This window comes from Sphingobacterium tabacisoli (genome assembly GCF_017908035.1).
Taxonomy (GTDB): Bacteria; Bacteroidota; Bacteroidia; order Sphingobacteriales; family Sphingobacteriaceae; genus Sphingobacterium; species Sphingobacterium tabacisoli.
In genome coordinates this window covers 803,152-821,893 of record NZ_JAEQMU010000001.1, presented here as the reverse complement: position 1 = coordinate 821,893, position 18,742 = coordinate 803,152, and the positions used below count along the sequence as shown (strand labels likewise).

At 42.7% G+C, this 18,742-nt stretch carries 12 protein-coding genes; 5 read left to right on the top strand and 7 right to left on the bottom strand.

Going from position 1 to position 18,742, the window contains the following annotated elements; all coding sequences use genetic code 11:
- Positions 1-10 precede the first annotated feature (10 nt).
- Genes JKG64_RS03325 through JKG64_RS03315 form a run of 3 tightly spaced genes read left to right on the top strand, consistent with a single transcriptional unit; the run spans position 11 to position 3,707 of the window.
- The gene (locus tag JKG64_RS03325) at positions 11-1,429 is read left to right on the top strand and encodes a RagB/SusD family nutrient uptake outer membrane protein (RefSeq protein WP_210352922.1); all 1,419 of its coding nucleotides are present in this window, start codon (positions 11-13) and stop codon (positions 1,427-1,429) included.
- 4 nt (positions 1,430-1,433) lie between these two features.
- Positions 1,434-2,207 carry a DUF4843 domain-containing protein gene (locus JKG64_RS03320; RefSeq protein WP_210352921.1) on the top strand — a complete coding sequence of 258 codons (774 nt, stop codon included), beginning with the start codon at positions 1,434-1,436 and terminating at the stop codon, positions 2,205-2,207.
- A 6-nt stretch (positions 2,208-2,213) separates the two neighbouring features.
- A complete protein-coding gene (locus tag JKG64_RS03315) occupies positions 2,214-3,707 on the top strand; it encodes a PKD-like family lipoprotein (RefSeq protein WP_210352920.1) in 1,494 nt (497 codons plus the stop codon).
- A gap of 716 nt (positions 3,708-4,423) precedes the next feature.
- Here JKG64_RS03315 and JKG64_RS03310 read toward each other — a convergent pair.
- The 5 genes from JKG64_RS03310 to JKG64_RS03290 all read right to left on the bottom strand — a co-directional run bounded on the left by JKG64_RS03310 (position 4,424) and on the right by JKG64_RS03290 (position 15,202).
- The gene (locus JKG64_RS03310; protein ID WP_210352919.1) at positions 4,424-8,077 is read right to left on the bottom strand and encodes an ABC transporter permease/M1 family aminopeptidase; all 3,654 of its coding nucleotides are present in this window, start codon (positions 8,075-8,077) and stop codon (positions 4,424-4,426) included.
- Positions 8,070-8,954, bottom strand: a complete 885-nt coding sequence (locus JKG64_RS03305; RefSeq protein ID WP_210352918.1) for an ABC transporter ATP-binding protein — start codon at positions 8,952-8,954, stop codon at positions 8,070-8,072. Before JKG64_RS03305 ends, JKG64_RS03310 begins: the two co-directional genes overlap by 8 nt.
- Positions 8,955-9,081: 127 nt before the next feature.
- Positions 9,082-11,508, bottom strand: a complete 2,427-nt coding sequence (locus JKG64_RS03300) for a TonB-dependent receptor (RefSeq protein WP_210352917.1) — start codon at positions 11,506-11,508, stop codon at positions 9,082-9,084.
- A 6-nt stretch (positions 11,509-11,514) separates the two neighbouring features.
- Entirely contained in the window at positions 11,515-12,711 is a 1,197-nt protein-coding gene (locus JKG64_RS03295; protein ID WP_210352916.1) for a PepSY-associated TM helix domain-containing protein, read from the bottom strand.
- Positions 12,712-12,733: 22 nt separating this feature from the next.
- On the bottom strand, positions 12,734-15,202 hold the full coding sequence (locus JKG64_RS03290) for a TonB-dependent siderophore receptor (RefSeq protein WP_210352915.1): 2,469 nt from the start codon (positions 15,200-15,202) through the stop codon (positions 12,734-12,736).
- 103 nt (positions 15,203-15,305) lie between these two features.
- Here JKG64_RS03290 and JKG64_RS03285 point away from each other — a divergent pair, with 103 nt between their 5' ends.
- Entirely contained in the window at positions 15,306-16,298 is a 993-nt protein-coding gene (locus JKG64_RS03285) for a helix-turn-helix transcriptional regulator (protein ID WP_210352914.1), read from the top strand.
- A gap of 161 nt (positions 16,299-16,459) precedes the next feature.
- On the opposite strand, the gene JKG64_RS03280 is transcribed toward JKG64_RS03285, so the two are convergent.
- Together JKG64_RS03280 and JKG64_RS03275 are read right to left on the bottom strand one after the other, a co-directional pair.
- Positions 16,460-17,500: an Rpn family recombination-promoting nuclease/putative transposase gene (locus JKG64_RS03280; RefSeq protein ID WP_210352913.1), complete on the bottom strand. Its 1,041-nt coding sequence runs from the start codon at positions 17,498-17,500 to the stop codon at positions 16,460-16,462.
- Positions 17,501-17,628: 128 nt separating this feature from the next.
- A complete protein-coding gene (locus JKG64_RS03275; RefSeq protein ID WP_210352912.1) occupies positions 17,629-18,249 on the bottom strand; it encodes an NAD(P)H-dependent oxidoreductase in 621 nt (206 codons plus the stop codon).
- Positions 18,250-18,343: 94 nt separating this feature from the next.
- On the opposite strand from JKG64_RS03275, the gene JKG64_RS03270 reads away from it, so the two are divergent.
- Positions 18,344-18,730 (top strand): hypothetical protein, encoded by a 387-nt coding sequence (locus JKG64_RS03270; RefSeq protein WP_210352911.1) that lies wholly within the window; start codon positions 18,344-18,346, stop codon positions 18,728-18,730.
- Positions 18,731-18,742 lie beyond the last annotated feature (12 nt).

Here is an 18,742-nt window from a genome sequence, read left to right as displayed (position 1 = left end):
CGACAATACGATGAAAAAGACAATTTATACATTACTGGTAACCTGTAGTCTGCTGAGCTCCTGCAACAGCTTTCTAGATGTCAAACCCGTAGATAGAATTTTAGAAACAGAGGTTTTTAAAGATCAGAAATCAGCACAGATGGCTTTAAATGGTATTTATTTACGCATGGCCAAGCCAAATCTATATGGAGGCAAACTCACCATGCAGACGCTGGATATCTTAGGGCAATACTATAACATAGGTGCTGCACATGAACACAAGCTACTTTTTGATTATAAGTATACCGACAAAACCGTACAAGCGGAGTTTGAATCCATCTGGGCCAGTGCCTATGCCAACCTGCTCAACATCAATAATTTTATTGAAAATCTACAGCTTGCGGACTTTAGTATAGACAAAAACCAAAAAGACATCATGCTTGGCGAAGCTATCGGGTTACGTGCTTTCCATCATCTGGATATGTTACGCCTATTCGGGCCTATCATGAGCCAGAATCCAGCCGTCAAAGCCATACCCTATGTCACTTCAGCAAGCTCCAAAACCGAGGAACTACTACCTGCTTCGAGTGTTATAGAACATGTTCTGGCGGACATCACACAGGCAAAACAACTATTACAGTCCGACCCTGTCCGTCAGGTCGGCGTACAAGATCAGAGTGAGGTTGCTATCGACAACTTCTTTCGTATGCGGAATAGGCGTATGAACTACTACGCTCTGATAGCCCTGCAGGCGAGAGCAGAACTATATGCCGGAAAAAAAGCAGAAGCCTATCAGAGTGCCCACAGCATCTTATCAAAGGTGGATGAATTTTTCAAGTGGACAGACCCCACGACCATAAATTCACGGCCGAGCAGTCCTGACTTTATCTTTTCTCCCGAAATCCTCTTCGGTGTATCCAACGACCAGCTCTATACACAGTACGACAAAATGTTTAATCCGGCCTTGACTGCAGAAAAAATATTAGTACCATCGGCAGCAGCACTAGAAGCTATTTTCGAGAAAAACATGAACGATTACCGTTCCTATGCATGGGTCATTCCCACCATTGGCAACTACTCCAAAGTGTTTGTCAAATTTAGAGACACCCAAAGCAAATCAGCCAGCTTTCGTTACCTTCAACCCTTAATGCGCAAGAGTGAGCTTTATCTGATCTTGCTGGAGACTGCCACAGACGAACAAGAAGCACTGGGCTATCTCAATACATTACGTAACAATCGTGGTCTATCGAGTGTCACCACAATAGCCAACCGTCAGACTGCCGTAGATACCGAATTTAGAAAAGAGTTTTATGGAGAGGGACAATTGTTCTTTTACAATAAGCGTCTGGCAAAAACCTCGGTACCTAACCCCGCCAACAACAGTTCCAAGTCCGTACCTCTAGGTTCATACCAAGTTCCTTTACCTCTCAGTGAAACCAATAACCGCTAGCATTATGAAAATAATATATTATTTAGGTATACTCGCGACAGGGCTAATAGCACTTAGTTCCTGCAAAAAATCAGAACTAGACAGTTTTGATTCCCCTTCGCAAATCTACTTTTACGACACCGAAGCCTTCACTGGCAAAATCCGTGATTCGCTCATGGTATCCTTTGCCCGTCTACCGATCGGCACCAAAGACACCGTGCTCAACCTGCCTTTGGGCTATATTGGCAAAGTCAGCGCACAAGATCGCTCCTACCGTGTTGTAGTCGATAAAGCCCTAACAACTGCGGAGGAAGGAAAGCATTATGTTCTACTGCCAGAAGCATACAAGGTATCAGCCGGGAGCAGTAATGTAAAACTACCTATCAAAGTCATATCGAATCCCGATTTAGATAAAAAGACAGTGCAAATCGTGCTCAAGTTGGAAAAGAACGAGAACTTCGACATAGGCTTCCATGCCCTCAATACAGATCTCAGCCCTGTAGAGGTGTCCAGCTATCGGGTACTGTTATCCAATATGCTGCTTAAGCCAGATTGGTGGAGTACGTATGTAGAATCTCTTTTGGGTGACTTCTCTAGGAAAAAAGTAGAATTGATCTATGAGGTGACCGGCAAAGACCTAGATTATCTGGAAGAAACCATTACTAAAAAGTACGAATACGATCCTGTAAAAGTGATCGCGAGGGAAACACAGATACACATCAATTACAAACGTTCTATTGGCGAAGAGATAAAAGATGAAAACGGGATGCCTGTTAATATGGGTTCTTACGTAAATTAAAACGACATGAAAAGCTTAAAGATAAATATAGTGCTATTCCTACTTTTAGGTTTAGCATCGTGCAAAAAAGAAGATGCTGCGTATCAGAGTATCCCGCAGGTAGCTATTTCCAATATCGAAAAAGAATACAGCATACTGAACGTTGATCTCTTGAATATCACACCGGCGATTCAAATGGATGGCCAGCCCCTTATTGATGACAGTAAATACGATTTTCTATGGATCAATCTAGGTGACGCTACTATCACCATAAGCCCGGAAAATGCAGATACCATCAGTACAAGCAGAAATCTGGTTGAAGCAAAGATGGGATACCCTACTGGTAAGTACGAATTCCTATTTAAAATGACCGAACGGGCTACAGGCATTCACTATTCCAAGCTATTTGAAGTGACTATTTCTTCCGAACTACAAAACGGCTTTTTGGTACTCACCTCTGAGAATGGCCAGCCCCGGCTAGATATGGTAGTCGATCTACAGGCTCAGTTTACCACCCATACAGACGTATTGGGCAAAACAAATTCAGCACTCAAATTAGCTGGCACCCCCTATTTCCTGAGCCGCATTGTAAACCCTTTTACGGGATCCAAAGTTTATATAGGCACGTCCGAAGGCACTAATAATGTGGCCCTAGAGTCATTTTATTATACCCCTTCGATGAACATAGCCTACAATTTCCGTGTCGGAAATCGGACTCCTGAGAACTTCAAACCAACAGGGATGTCGGAGGGGTTTGAAAACACCGCCTTATTACAACATAACGATGAGGTATACTACACTTCTTTTTCGGATGGGCCATTCAGCACAGCTATAAATAATTTTGGCAGTGGCAATATCCCATTTAAACCATCCAAATGGGTAGCTCCTTATATGACCAACTCATACAATGGGAACTTTATTCTGTTTGATGACGAAAAACAGAAGTTTTACAATTACAAAGCCGGAAGCCTAGGCTGTGAAGAATTACCTACAGGCGATAAGTTCGATTACCATATCAAAAAGAAGCTGGTATATATGGATTACTCAACCAATAATACGGGCGAAATCTTTGCCGTACTGAAAAACAATAATGACTCCAAGCATTACCTTGCTCGTTTTACAGCAGGTTACCGTACCAATATAGGTACGCAGTTATCGTTTGAAGAACTAAATATACCAGAGATTGAAAACGCTACAGCATTTGCTACCAGTGCTTTATACGGATACCTGTTTTACGCCGTAGGCGGTAAAGTCTACTCCTACGACAGCGGTAGTAAGGTGGTCAAAGAAATGATTAATTACGGTGATCGCACCATTACTTTCTTACGTGTCGATAAGCCAGAGATCGTGTTTTACCCACCGAGTAAGGTAGAAGGACAACTGTACGTGGGTAGTTATGGCAATACAGCCAATTCAGGTGAGCTTGAAATACTAAAGCCGGCACCTATACAAGGGCCCTTCGAAAAAACACATCATTTCAAAGGTCTAGGTAAAATTGTAGATGTCCTGCGACTCTACTAGTTACTTCAACATTAAGAATAAACAAACAGCCCTCGATCATTTCGAGGGCTGTTCCCAAATCTGGATATCCTCATACCCATTACTCAATTCTAAGTACTAAATACTATTTATCTACCCCTTCCTCACCTCACCTTCTTCACTTCTAAACATAGACTGCTTCGACAAGCTACCAATGACAGATTACCTATGGTGAGCTCGCAAGCTCGGTTTACAAACGATGCCGTCATACCGAGCGTAGTCGAGGTATCTAGAAGCTATATAATTACTCCTATACAGTTGATAGACCCGTTCGATTCCGCTCCGCTTCACTCAGGGTGACGTTACTTTTATTGTCATTAAAACTCTGGTGTGTTTTGTTAAAAAACTTACCTCTCGCAGTGACGTGCTAACCTCACCTTTTCACTCCCTCACCTCACCTTCTTCACTTCTAAACATAGACTGCTTCGACAAGCTACCAATGACAGATTACCTATGGTGAGCTCGCAAGCTCGGTTCGTAAACTATCTCGTCATCCCGACCGAAGTGGAGGGATCTAAAAGCTATATATTAACCCTATACAGTTTGTAGACCTCTCCACAAGGTCGAGGTGACGAATGGCCTCCTTACTCCTTACTCCTTACTCCTTCTTCACTTCCTAACTCCCTCACCTCTTAACCTACTTCACTTGTTCACTGGATAACTTTCTTCACTTCATAACTCCTTCACCTCCCTCACCTCTAAATACGTTTTCGGTTATCGTCTGAGTTGGTATCGATCAATTTATTATAAGGATCTACCCCTACCTCAAATGGTTTTTGGTCTACGAATAGTGTAATCTTATTATCGATCTTATTTATTTTATGCTTTTTCAGGTAAATTGCCTGTTCCGTATGAAAACCACGATCCGATTTCTTAGGCTCTGCGAAAACACCGATCTCCACATAATCGGCCAATGGTAAGGAAACAATATCCTTACCGTCTACCTTAGCCTTCAGGCTATCCGCTCCATTCCGACCATCACTATACACCCGCTTACCTTTATCATCTGCCCGGTACTTAGCCACATTAAATACGATATCTACCTGATATTTGTTTTCGGCTATCTTTTTTGAAGTTACTTTATGCAATACATTATCGTACAGTGTAATAGTCTCGTACATATCTTTAATCGCATATTGTAGCGAATCCGGCGTATTTCTTTTCAAGAGATTAACAAATTCTAATGAGGTCGTATAAGGTGCATCTTGAAACGCCACCTGCGCGACATATTGCTTCAAGAACGAGTTAAAAGCTTTCTCACCAAGGAAATCACTCATGGCGTACATGACCAATGATCCCTTATTATAGTGTATATACTGCTGATTTTCATTATACATCAATGGATTTTCCTTCAGTTGCTCCATAGTACGGCCACGCAGATAGCTATCCAGTGCTTCTTTCAGATATTTACGCATCTGTCCCTTTCCGTAGGTATGCTCTAAAACTTTTAGCGAACTATATTCCGCCAGAGACTCAGATAGCATAGTAGCACCTTTTACATTTGCTCCTATCACCTGATGCGCCCACCATTGATGTGCCAGCTCATGTGCAGTCACCGAGTATGGGTAATCCACCTGATCAGGATTATCGTCATCCACCTTAGCTATAAAACCGATAGCTTCTGAAAAAGGCACCGTATTAGCAAAAGCCTGGGCAAAAGTACCGTGCGTGCGCGGGAACTCCACAATACGCATCTGTTGGAACTGATAAGGACTAAACTCTGCTCCATAATACCCTAAGGACTTTTTCATAGATGTCATCATTCGATCCAGATTAAAGGTATGACCCTCATGGTAATAGATCTCCAGGTTAATTCCATTCCACTTCTCTTTCTTAACAGCATATCGTGCAGAGATAAATGAATAAAAGTTTAACATCTTCTGATCCATCTTATAATGGAAATACCGTCGTCCATCCTTCACCCATTCTTTGATCAGGTACCCCGGCGCCAAGGCGATTTGATCCTCAGCCGTACTGATTGTCGTTTCAAACTGAATCCAGTCAGCTTCACTGGAAATATACGTATTAGCTAGAGCCGTACTATCTGTTGGATCCGCCATGCGATCTCGTTTTGGCAGTTTATACTTTGCACGGACTTCATTATCCACCAATTCATAATTGTCACTATAGCCGATACTTGGAAACAGGCTATTATTAATAAATGTTCCATTCTCCAGAATAGGCGATTTATCTTTCAAAAATGTATTTGCTTTGTTCTTCAATACACTCTTTATCTCCATACTTTCCTGTGGCATCAAAGGTTTACGAAGGGCATAGATATTGACATGTAGTAATGAATCCCGCATTACCAGAAGAGCATCATTTCCTATTTCCATATGCTGCACATCCTCCGAATAGTTGATAAACAACGTATCAATAGCTACTTTACTTTTGTTTTCAACTTCAAATAGCACTTCTGCATAATAATTTCGATCATTTGGATAGATATCCAAAAGCACTTTGGTATCTACAATACGTGGTTGGGCCTGCTTGTGATAACGCTTATACTCGCGCTCGTAGGTCACCTGTTCCAATTCCTTCTCTATTTGCGATACATAGCGTTCCGAGACATTGTTATGGTAATAGATAGCCCCTCCCAAACTGAGAAATGCCCCTAAAAACACAATCAATGGCAAGTAGATCGTTGGTTTAAACCGTAGTCTAGCTATGCTCAACCGCTCTTTTACACTGGATAGTATACCCCGTCTCCAAAACAAAAGTGTCAGACAGGTCAGTACCAGAGCAAACAGCAACCAATAGATCTTATAAATCATATAGTTCCGAAATACCCCGTAGCCATTCATATCCGAATAGCTATAGCCTGGGCCCGTATTAAATTTGAATATCGCCTGTTCTACACCGATCTTAGAAAGCATCGGTATCCCGATAATGATAAACAAACACACCATAAAGCCTGCTATGTAGTTTTTGAACAGAGACTGAACGAATAAGGCAAATAAGATGAGGATAAGATACTTCATCATATCCAAGCCAAAAAGTTCCTTTACGTAATTGCCAATTTCAAAATGATAGTAGCCTTGATATGCCTGATATATGATTGCCGAAAGCATGCTAATCAGCAAGACGAGACAAGTCATCTTCAGCAAAGCAAAAAACTTGGAAAGCAACATTATCCAGTTAGGAATAGCAGTAGCGTCGACCAAAAGATTCATCCGATCTGTTTGCGCCCGCTGTATGAGCATACCTGCAAAAAGAAAAATCAATATCTGTAAAAAGAAACTATACACACCTCCTATGGTATTCAGCATCTTCCATGTTACCGGGTAAGTCTCTGTACCATACATCTGTCCCGCGGTCGAGGCAACCACCAGCACCATAAGTACCGTAATCACCATGATGACAATAAAAGTCCAATTACGGACGATATACTTAAAGTCATATTGGGAAAGATTCCAAGCTACCTTTAAGCGGGAAAGGAAAGAAAAACTGTATTTAACATCCGACAATTTCACCCGGATAATACTACCAAAATTATCTTTGACTACCCGATCGCCTTTCTGCTTTCTAGAAAAAGTAAAAGCACTTTGTGCGAATGAAAATGTATAATAAACAAATCCTAGAATTAATACGGCGACCCCCATCCATATTAAACGGTTATATAGCACCACGCCCATAAAAGGCAAATCCTTCGTATTCTGTTCCTCAATAGTCCAGTATTTTGTATAGTACTGAATCGGCTCAAAACCAAAAGGATCCAGAAGCGCGACCAGATACCGATTGTCCATGTCCTGTGTCAATGTACCCAATAGCGATTGAAATACAAAGAGCAGGAGTACGAAGATAAAGCCCACATAGATATTCCGGCTGAAGGTTACCAAACCAAAAATCATAGCACCGAATAGGATCAGATTGGGGATAACCAATAGTACCAGCGCCTGTAAATAAGACCAGGCTCGCGTAGGGCCTAACAGATCCTTATTGATGCCTGGCAAATACTGGGCTACCACAAAACCAATGATCGTGGTAAAAACCACCAAAATGGTAACCACCAATGCACTCAGAAACTTAGCAGACAGATAGATTCCTTTTGTCAATGGGTAAGAAAACAAAACATTATGTACCTGATACTTAAAATCTCGATACACTGCGGCTCCAATAATAGTCGGTAATAGAAAATATACAAAAGTAGATAGTCCATTCAGAAAGCCGTTGATATTCAATGGCGAATTCACTTTGATTGGGCTTGAAGTGGTCCCCGTGGCACCATCAAACATCCCTAGCGCCGAAGCCATCACTGCTACAGACAACACAAAAAAGACAAAACAGTAGATGTAGAAAGCCGGCGTATTGAGCCACCGCTTGATTTCAAACTTAAAAATAGTACTAAACATGGACCGTATCGTTTTTAAGTGAAACAAAATATACGTCCTCTAACATCGGCTTGGCCATGGAAAAACTATCTCCGGGGCTCACGTCACTGTACACCCTTACATTCAATGTGTTATCAGGGTTGTAATTGGCAAAAATCACATTTTGTTCTTTGCTTACAGCCTCGTAATCGTCTCTCAGTATTACGGTACTCCATATTTTTCCCTGCAAGGCTTCTTCTCCAGCCTGCGCGGTACCACGGTATAATACCCGACCTCCATTCACAATGGCCAATTCGTGACACAGCTCACGTACATCATCCACAATATGGGTAGAAAATATAACCGTATTGGATGTACCGATCTCTCTCAACACATTCAGAAACCGATGGCGCTCGGCAGGATCTAAGCCCGCCGTAGGTTCATCAACGATAATAAGTTTAGGTTTGTTCAGTAAAAGTTGGGCAATACCAAAACGCTGCTTCATCCCTCCTGAATAACCGCTCACATTCTTCTTGCGGACAGCATATAGATTGGTCACTTCCAGTACTTCATCCACTATTTTCTTCCGGTCTGCAGTCGATGATATTCCTTTTAGCTGTGCAAAATAAGACAACAGTTCCTCTGCCGACAAATTAGGATAAACACCAAAATCCTGTGGCAGATATCCCAATTCCTTTCTGAAATCCATCTGATTGGCAAATATGTCCGTACCATTAAACAAAATGGAGCCCGTATCTGCAGATTGCAAGGTTGCTATGGTACGCATCAATGAAGACTTACCCGCACCATTTGGTCCTAAAAGTCCAAACATGCCCACGCCAATTTCCAGATCTATACCATCCAGTGCACGCACACCATTACTATAAGTCTTTGTCAGTTGGTTAATTTTTAAGCTCATATTTTGAATAATTTTGTAATTAGTTACTTAGTTAGTATGTCCTTAGAAGGAAATGTTACAGAAAAATACAAAATATTCACCAAATAGCCCCCAGTCCACTCGAGGGCTATTTTCCAGAGTCTAGTACCTACAATCCCCTTACCCGTTGTTGCTCTTCACTTTTCTTTTTATCAGCTCCATCCCTCTTCTTGCCAAATGTATAACCTACACTTACACGCCATACCCGACTGTCCAAATCAATCTGTTGATCCATATAGACACCTCCCACCCCCGAGTTAGTACGATATCGGCTCGTCTTGAAGACATCATCCACTGCAAATTTGAGATTCAGCTTATCGTTGAACATCTTTTTCATCAATCCCAGCGATACATGACCGCTCGCCTTCTGCCGAAATACACCATCACTCTGTGGGCTCTCATAAGCAGCAGTCCACTCCGCCGACCAGCTCTTTGGCAATCGATAACTCTGTGTAGTCTGCACCGCATAAGACCACAGGCGGTTAGCAATCTGCTCTCCTCCATAGCTGCCAAAATAATGATTTTCGAAGGCATTAAGATTCCATTGCGTTGACCAAAAAGAGAACAAGGCCAACGAATAATTCACATTCAGCCCATAATTCTGAAATCCCTTGATGTTATGTATACTGCGAATAGTCTTATTCTCCTCTGGCAATTGCATCAAGACTGAAGTCATCGCATCCTTTACATCCGTATAGTACAGCGACAGCAAGAGATCACGGTGGAGTGTATAATTCAGTTCAAAAGCATTTGCCAGTTCGGGCTGCAATAGCGGATTCCCTTCCCAGTAGACATAAGCATCCACATAATAGCGAAAAGGATTAAGGTCTTCATAATCCGGCCTATTGATCCTTCGACTGTAGGATAGTTGTAGTTGGTGTTTCTCTGCTATTTCGTACCGCATCGATACACTGGGAAACAGCTGCGTATAGCGTTTATGAACTGTTCTTCCATCTGTCCGCAGCTCGCCATCCGCGTCCGTATGTTCAGTACGTAGCCCCGCATTCAATCCCCATTGACCAAAAGCCATATTAATGTTGACATACGCTGCGTGGATCTGCTCATGATAAACAAAATGGTTACTATTCTTCACATCCGATACCCACGAATTATTTTGCATGGTATCCGACAGACTATTATTATCCGATTTCATCCAGCTGCTCTTCCATCCTATTTCCGCTGTCACATTCTCTTTCCATCGGTGCTGATAGTCCAGCTTAGCCACCTGCAGATGTGTGGTCGATGGCGTAGCGTTGCGCCGGGATTCCTGCAGCGCGTTCGATGCCCCATACTTCAATATATCCGACCACAGTGTCTGATCAGCCTTATAATCCGAGTATAAGATATCCCAGTCGACACTCAGCTCCCTGTTTTCACCTATTTTATGTAAAAGACTAAAGCCAACATTATGTGCCTGCCAACGGCTGATGTTCGTATTCGCTGTGATCGTATGCACACTACGCTTATCCAGATGATCATAAATATCATTATACCCATTGCTGAAATTTTTGTAAGTGCCAAAATTACCCGTCCACAGCATACCTACACTTGTCTTATCATTAGGTACATATTCCAGTCCTGCTCTAGCCTGTTGCGTTTGCAACGGTTCGTCTGTACTGGAGTATTGAAGCGATTTATGCCCTTCATTCCCTTTGTTATCATAAAACCGGTTAAAATTACGGTATTCCTTTTCCCCTCGATAAGCATGTTCGATCCCCCCTTGCCATCTCCAACTGCCAGCCTGTCCAGTTAGCGTTGCCCCTAGGCCGTAGCGTCCTTTTCGGCCACCCCCGCCAAATACATGTGCATTACCAGACAAAGGCTCAGCCACCGGTTGTTTCATCACAATATTGATAAGGCCAGCTATCCCTTTAGCATCAAATTTAGCAGACGGGCTTGTGATCAGTTCGATCCGTTTTATCGACTCGGACGGTGTACCTTTTAATATATTGGTCAGTTCTTTGGCCGACAGGTACGAGAGCTTCCCGTTGATCAGTATACCGATATCCGACTTGCCCCGCATATGGATAATATCTTCTTCGTCCACCCGTACCGATGGCGCCCTCTTCAGCAATTCCAGCGCAGTAGTACCGGTTGCCAACACGCTGTTTTCGATATTGAGAACCATACGGTCACTCTTCTGTTCGATCAGCTTTCTACTCCCTTGCACCGTTATTTCGTCCAGCTGTTGCGATTCATTCTCCAGGAGTATGGTATCTAGGAGGTTCACTTTTCCTTCAATAACGTCAACCCACATCATTTGTTTCTTATAACCCAAATGATACAGTTCTAACTGATATTTTCCCGGTGTTAGGTCTCTACCAAAACTCCCCTTATCATCCGTATACAACTGATAACTCGACCAAGGAGATTGCACAGATACTGTAATACTTGTCTTTGGAAGAGGTTGACGGTTTTGGTCGATCACGTAGCCCCGAATTCCGCTCTGTGCAAAAACAGCGTCAATCGAAAAGACCAGAATACCAACAATCACGATCCAGATCGGATCAATTAAATAAATTCTTAAAAGGAACATGAAATATTAGGATAAGGTCGTCTTAAGTGCTACTTTTTTCTTTGATTTCTTTTTCCTGCGCCCCCACCAGATCAAAAAACCAGTGATAGGAAGCGATGTTGCTACAACTCCGGCAAGAAAAGTAGACAGCTTGCCAAACTGTCCCCACCACTGCCCCATGTGCAACTGCCAGATTACGTTTTCCACCTTTTCATGTACATACTGCGGCTTCGGTATAGCCATTGTCGTACCTGTATAACGGTCAAATACCACAAGTTCCTGGCTTTCCGTACTCTTCAGCCCAGCGACACCAAGGCGAAATACATACACACCAGCCTCGTCCAAGGTATACACCCATATCGCTGCATTTTTCTTGCCCGGATGGTCCTCCAGTGCCTGGTACGCCAGGGTACTGATATCTACCGAGGGGCGGTCTGCCTGGTATTCGCCCAGTACCTCTTCGACATGCTCATCCACACCTCCAAAAGCCGAAGTGATCATATCGCCCAGCGAATGAAAGAATATAATGATCCCGGTAAGGCTCAGCACAAAGCACAGCAGCAATGAATAAAAGCCATATACATTATGCAGATCATAGTTGAACCGTTTGAAGCGCGCCTTCCACTTGATCGTAAAACTATCCTCCAGCGTCTTTTTGGTCCATCGTTTGGGCCACCATAGTACGAGTCCTGTCACGCAGCTGATAAAGAAGATCACCGTACACAGCAAGACTACCCAGCCTCCTACAGATCCAGCCAGCAATGCGGAATGCAGGTGTGCCGTGATGTAAAAAAAATGAGCTGCTGTATCCGCCTTTAACACCTTGGCAGTGTACGGATCCATATATAAAAAGGTCAGCTTATTGGTCTGTTTATGAAAAGCCCGCACCCGTATACTCTGGTTCGCTTCATTAAAATAAACCAGTTCAGAGAGCTGTAGATCCGGATCAAAATCATGTATAGATCGTATCAACTGATCCGATGTACTTCGTTGTGTGCCCACCTCCACATAGCGCGCATCGCCGGCACTCCATTCCAGAATCTCATCACAGTATACAATCAGTGTTCCGGTCAGACATACAAATACCACCACCAGCCCCGACACAATACTTGGCCACAGGTGCAGCCAAGCATTGATTTTAGAGAACAAACTTTTACCTGATTTTTTCGGAGGCATGCCCCCCGTCCCGGCAGGTTTTGGAATTCTTTTGGGTATATAAGTCATCGTTATTTTATAGATAGCCTTTTTAAAACTTGAAAGATATATTAGCTAAGAACTCGAAAGGTCGCTGTGGTCTGGCAAACACATCCCAATACTTGACATTACCGATATTGTTGAACTTAAGTCCTACCCTGTACTTAGGCTGATCATAAAATGCCGTCGCATTCACCACCGTATAGGCTGGTATTTCAAAATCGTCCTCATAATCCATCAGTGCACTCCCCACATAGTTCATCCCTGCACCAACCCCCAATCCTTTTATTCCACCTTCCAGAAACTTGTATGAGGTCCATAGATTGGCAATATGCTTTGGCGAATGCGCCTCCCGCAATCCTTCCGAATAGTCTTCACTCTTCACAAACTTATTATCGTTATAACCATATCCCAACATCAGATTCCAACCACGTACCGGGTTAGCGATGATGTCGACTTCCATTCCTTTGGACTCAAACTTACCATCCTGCACATATACATAGTCGATCACCTCCCGTAGGCGGTTCTTGACCCGTATATCATAATAAGATACCGTGGCATTCAATAGCCCTTGGAAAAGCTCCACCTTAGTTCCCAATTCAAATTGATTGGCCTCTTCAGGTTTCCAGGATTTCTTGACCACTTCAGACTCCAGATTGCTTGGGTCACTAAGTCCATCCGACGCGGCTACATTCGTGAATCCATTCATGTAGTTGGCAAATAGCGACACCTGATCTTTTATAGGTTGGTATACCAGTCCTATTTTGGGCGAAAAGTTGACCTGATTATACCCTTCTACTTCGCTGTATGAAGCCTTGGTCTCTTTTTGCTCGATATTACCCTGCTCATCCAGCACCTGTGGCTGTCCTGGCGAGTAGGATAGCCTTCTACCCTGATGAAAGCGGTTCAAGCGACCGCTCAGCATCACGAACAAACGGTCTGATATATTGGTCACGTTAGAAAAATAAGCACTCACCACATTGTATTTACTATTATCAACACCATCGCCATAACTACGTTTTCCACGCGAATTTTCAACTTCAGAGCGTGTCAGTGGTTTCCATGCGGGATCATGTATACTGACCGTATCATAGATTGCAAAGTAAGGCACCATATAGAGATTCTTTTCCGTGTACATCGTTGCATCCACACCCAGTAGTACCTTATTCTTAACCTCTCCTATGGTATAATTACCGTTGAAGTTTTGCTGTACCACCGAAAAATTAAGGTTATAATCATCAAATATCCGGTAGCGGCGCTCGATACGGGTATCATCCACCACCATCGGAACCATAAAAACAGAACCTTTATCCCCACTATTGTTATACAGGTAAGAAGTACGCGAAGTCCAATTGTCCGATAGCTGATGTTCGATCTCTGCACTGATATTCACATTGGTTCTATTGGTTGCGATATCATTGGACGTCATAGAGCGGTCGTAAGGCATCCCATACTCTTTAAGATTGTTAAAACTCAATCGGTCCGTATTACGCAGATAAGCCACCAACGGCTTTGTGGTATTATAAACATCAGCATCAAAACGTACCATGGTCTTCTCACCGGCTTTGAAAGCCAGACTCGTAGCGAATCCCATTGCAGTCACCTTACCTTCATTCTGAAAACCATTGTTCAGCATGCCCATCACATTGAATCTTCCCAATGCTGTACGATCTCTGTTCAGCGGGGTATTGATGTCGGCAGTTAGCCTGTTCATACCGAAGCTTCCTGTGGTATAGTTCACTTCACCCCGAAAAGACTCGTACGGACGCTTGGTCACATTATTAATGACACCACCATACGAAGTCACCTCCGCCCCGAACAATGTAGCAGCAGGCCCCTTGATCACTTCCACCTTCTCCAGGTTAAAGATTTCGGATATCGCCCTCGAATTGATCGGTAGACCATTACGTACCATATTGGTATTCCCAGTACCGCTATTCGAGAATCCCCGCAGGCTGATACCATTGCCATTATCGTTGACTCCTGTTGTCACGATAGCCCCTGGTACATGCGATAGCGCACTATTATAATCAGTAGCCGCTATCTCCTGCATAAAATCCTTGCTTATCACCGAGTAAGCCTGGGCATTCTGGAGGTTGGCCAATGGCATCCGTGCGATATCGTCTGTTTCCTTACGGGCAAACTTATTTTTCTGGATATCCGACACGACCACTTCGCGCAGTTCATTAGCGCGCGATGCCACTACGATACGAGGGAGGGTCAATGTACTTTGTCCCGAGACCTGAATAGCCTGCTCGATGACCGTATAGTTGGCATAAGTAACAAACAGTACATAATTGCCTTCGGGTACCTGCATAGCAAAGTTTCCCTGCTCATCGACACGGCTGGTATAGGGTGTTCCGTTCAATTTGACATTAGCATAGGCCAGCGGGCTGCCATCTGCCGTATACACTTCTCCCAGTAATTTTATTCGGTTTTGTGCCGTTCCATAAAATGGGGCACACAGTAGTACAGTCAACACTGTAAACAAGCATTGTATTCTTGATAAATTATAAAGCATCTTGTTTTTATTTAGAATAAGTATAGATAACACCGCAAAAGTATTAACTTTGTTACGCCAGTGGTAACAGATTAAGGATTATAAAGATCAAAAAACGGACAAAATGAGGAACCTAACCTTACGGGAGTTTTATGGAGACACTCTTTTGAAATCGATATTTTCGAAGGAAACTACTGATGAGCCACGAAAAGGTTTTAGGCACAAACTATTGGCCAATGACGTGGTACAGGGCAGTATGTATTACCGAAACTGTAATCAGTTTATCGTATGTTATCAAGACTGGACAGTTCTTGCCCCATTTCATCTTTCTATAGATCATCCCGAGAATATGATCAAGTTTCAGTTTGAAATTGAAGGCTCCTCTATATTTACGGCGACAAACGGAAGGCAGATCAGTCTGTCTGCTGGGCAACAGCAATTTATTTACCTTCCCCCCACCGCTGGCACACTGCACTATGCGTGCTCCCGCAAAGTCCTGGATGTCCATATCGAAGAGGATTTTCTATGTACCTTACTATCAGCACAGGGTTTTGCCCACTCCTCATTTAGGGAGCATTTCTCCCATGAGGTATGGACATTCTTCCGAGAGGCGGCTTCCATTACTTTAGAACAGGAGGCTTTGATACATCAACTTATAGCCCACTCCTATCACGGAGAGTTTGCTGGCGACTATATCCGCTGCAAGACCATAGAGATTATCCTCTCCGTGTTCTCTGCCGGGGTTGAACCTGTAGAACAGCATTGCTGGAAAAAAGAGGATCTACGTATACTGTCGGATATCAAAACCTATCTCGACAGCCATTTTTCGGAGAATCTAAGTTTGAAAAAGATAAGCCGCACATTCGGTATCAATGAATTCAAACTAAAGAAAGCATTTAAAGAGCGTTATGGGGAGACTGTATTTGGTTATATCCGAAAAAACAAGTTAAAGCATGGCTTGCACCTATTGTTGCACACCGACACCGACATCAAAGAAATCGCCTATTCCTGCGGATTCAAGTATGCACACCATTTCAGCCAGCTATTTCTCCAACACTATAACTACCGGCCCAGCGAAGTCCGTTCTAAGAGTACCGGAGTCCTTCTCAGCAAGTAGATAGCTATCAATGACAGATTCTTGGAAGGATGGGACTTAAGACATGAAAATTGATTTTCAGAAGCTCTGATTCGGTTATTTACAGGTTATAGTACGGGGTGCAATGAGCTTCTGCTATGTAGAAGAATGACATGCCTTGGATGCGGCATATCAAAAAACGATTATCTAAGTTTCTCGATCTCCGATTCGGACAGATGGAGCAACTCCGCTATCATCTTTGGATCAAAGCCTTTGTCCAACATTGTCTTCGCCGTCTCTAATTTCATTTCTTGGCGGCCTTTTTCAAGCCCTTGCTGAAGCCCCTTCTCTAATCCCTTCTCTAATCCCTGTTCTAATCCTTGTTCTAATCCTTGTTCCAGCCCCTGAGCAAGTCCCTTCTCAAGTCCCCTAGCGACAGCGCGTTCTTCTAAAATAATCCTTGTCTGCTCCATGGAATACGCGTCCCATTTACGCTTTAAACTAACATCATACATTTGTTTATCCTCCGTTTTCATTTTACTATATTCAGCCACATCGAACAGCTTCTCAAAAATTGGCTTACGCATATACACAGGCAATTTATCCATTTTGGACATATTCTTCAAAACATGAAGCCAACAGTCGAAATCAGTCTGAAGATCAGACTCTTGTTTAACAAAGTTAACTAAAGAAATGTAAATAAATCCATACTCATCATAAAATACCTGGCCTGTCTGCCTATTGCACAGGCAGATATCATGAATATAAGCTACATTATCAACATCCGAAATCGAAAAACCATCCAGCACAACAATCACATACACCTCCGAAATCCTATAGTCCCATTCCCTTCTACGTCCTTTAGGAGCCTGATCCGAGATGATCTTACTCCCATAGTACAGCATTCTCCGTTTCAGATTGAGGTGAGAGGTACGCTGCACTTCGATAGCAAACTGCTCGCCATTAGAGCCTGTGCAGGTCAGATCAAATATGATACCTCCCACATCTTCCCCCTCCCCGACAAATTCGTTTTTATTAAAGTACAGATCCTTGATTTCTTTACGCCCTGCGAAAAGACCATTCAAAAAAGAAAGCAATAAATCCTTATTCACTTCCGTACCAAATACACGTTTAAATCCGAAGTCGGTAGTCAGGTTGATATATCTCGACCGAGTCTCATAAAAATCCTCCTTTGGCTCTTCCAGTGCAAGGAGGATTTCATCATAATCATAGTGTTCTTTCATAGCTAATTATTTATAAACAGTTAAAAATCAAAAGCTAATATAACAATAAAAGATAATTAATGCTAATTATTTTAGCAATAATATACTGTAACTAAAACAGCCCCGACTCTCTCGAGGTACGCTCCACTTTAACTTGGTTCATTAGATCCCTGGACAAACAAGAAAGCCTCTTCCAGATGTGCTCTGTAAGCCATTTCATAAGCATCTACACGCTCTTGCGTAGCATTTTTCTCTAGATCATGAAAGTGAAATCCATTGATTCTTTCCATAGCGGCAAACTGATTCATCTTATGGAAACCGAATAAAACGCCGTCATCTACCGATTTCTGATCAAAAAACTCCCCTTCTAAAGTAAAGGCCGTTTCTGGCGCATTCCATGTCGTATTGACCATATATTTTTTGCCCTGCATCAAACCTCCCCTTCCATAATTGATCTCCGGATTCTCATGGGAACGGCCATCATTTTTGTAAATTCCGTTTTCATGTCCAGCCGTAAAAACTTCGTCAATATAATATTTCAACCGATTGGGAACCTGAAACCACCAGACCGGAAAATGGTAAACTATAACATCTGCCCATTTGAAATTTTCCACTTCTGCAAAAGCATCGAATTCGTCATTAATATCCGTAGTGCGAAACTCGAACCCTTTGGCCTGTACAAACGCTGTTGTCCAGCTATTTAATGTTTTATTAAACGCACCGCCTGAATGCGCGAATTTTTGAGCTCCGTTGATAATAAATATGTTCATCTCTAATTTAATTATTGAAAGCACAAATTTCCAACCTATTACTTGATTATTAAAATAATTTAAATTGTACATTTGTATCATAATAATTATAGATATGAGGAAGCAATATCATTTTCGTCGGATTGATCAGCAACTTTACGCGTGGGATGTCGATCGGCTAATACAGTTAACGCAAGACCTTCAACCCGAAACAATTCATTTAGATGAAATAAGTGAATTCGACAAAACCTATTGGTACAGTGATGAAGGCGATTCGCCTACGTGCCGATCCATTGCCGAACACATGAAGTTAGTAAATGAAGCTGATCTTGCTTATCCTATTCTAATTTGTCCGGCAGGTCAATTGATGGACGGCATGCATCGCGTTGTAAAAGCGCATCTGGAAGGATTGACATCTATACAGGCTTTTCGACTAGCGATTCTCCCGAAACCGGATTATATCGACGTAGATCCAGACGATTTACCTTATGATGAAGCTTAAAAACAGGATACT

Coding starts and splice junctions, on each gene's coding strand:
- JKG64_RS03315 (WP_210352920.1), top strand. CDS start 2,214: ATGAAAAGCTTAAAGATAAATATAGTGCTATTCCTACTTTTAGGTTTA.
- JKG64_RS03270 (WP_210352911.1), top strand. CDS start 18,344: ATGAGGAAGCAATATCATTTTCGTCGGATTGATCAGCAACTTTACGCG.
- JKG64_RS03305 (WP_210352918.1), bottom strand. CDS start 8,954: ATGAGCTTAAAAATTAACCAACTGACAAAGACTTATAGTAATGGTGTG.
- JKG64_RS03295 (WP_210352916.1), bottom strand. CDS start 12,711: ATGACTTATATACCCAAAAGAATTCCAAAACCTGCCGGGACGGGGGGC.
- JKG64_RS03275 (WP_210352912.1), bottom strand. CDS start 18,249: ATGAACATATTTATTATCAACGGAGCTCAAAAATTCGCGCATTCAGGC.
- JKG64_RS03280 (WP_210352913.1), bottom strand. CDS start 17,500: ATGAAAGAACACTATGATTATGATGAAATCCTCCTTGCACTGGAAGAG.
- JKG64_RS03320 (WP_210352921.1), top strand. CDS start 1,434: ATGAAAATAATATATTATTTAGGTATACTCGCGACAGGGCTAATAGCA.
- JKG64_RS03290 (WP_210352915.1), bottom strand. CDS start 15,202: ATGCTTTATAATTTATCAAGAATACAATGCTTGTTTACAGTGTTGACT.
- JKG64_RS03285 (WP_210352914.1), top strand. CDS start 15,306: ATGAGGAACCTAACCTTACGGGAGTTTTATGGAGACACTCTTTTGAAA.
- JKG64_RS03325 (WP_210352922.1), top strand. CDS start 11: ATGAAAAAGACAATTTATACATTACTGGTAACCTGTAGTCTGCTGAGC.
- JKG64_RS03300 (WP_210352917.1), bottom strand. CDS start 11,508: ATGTTCCTTTTAAGAATTTATTTAATTGATCCGATCTGGATCGTGATT.
- JKG64_RS03310 (WP_210352919.1), bottom strand. CDS start 8,077: ATGTTTAGTACTATTTTTAAGTTTGAAATCAAGCGGTGGCTCAATACG.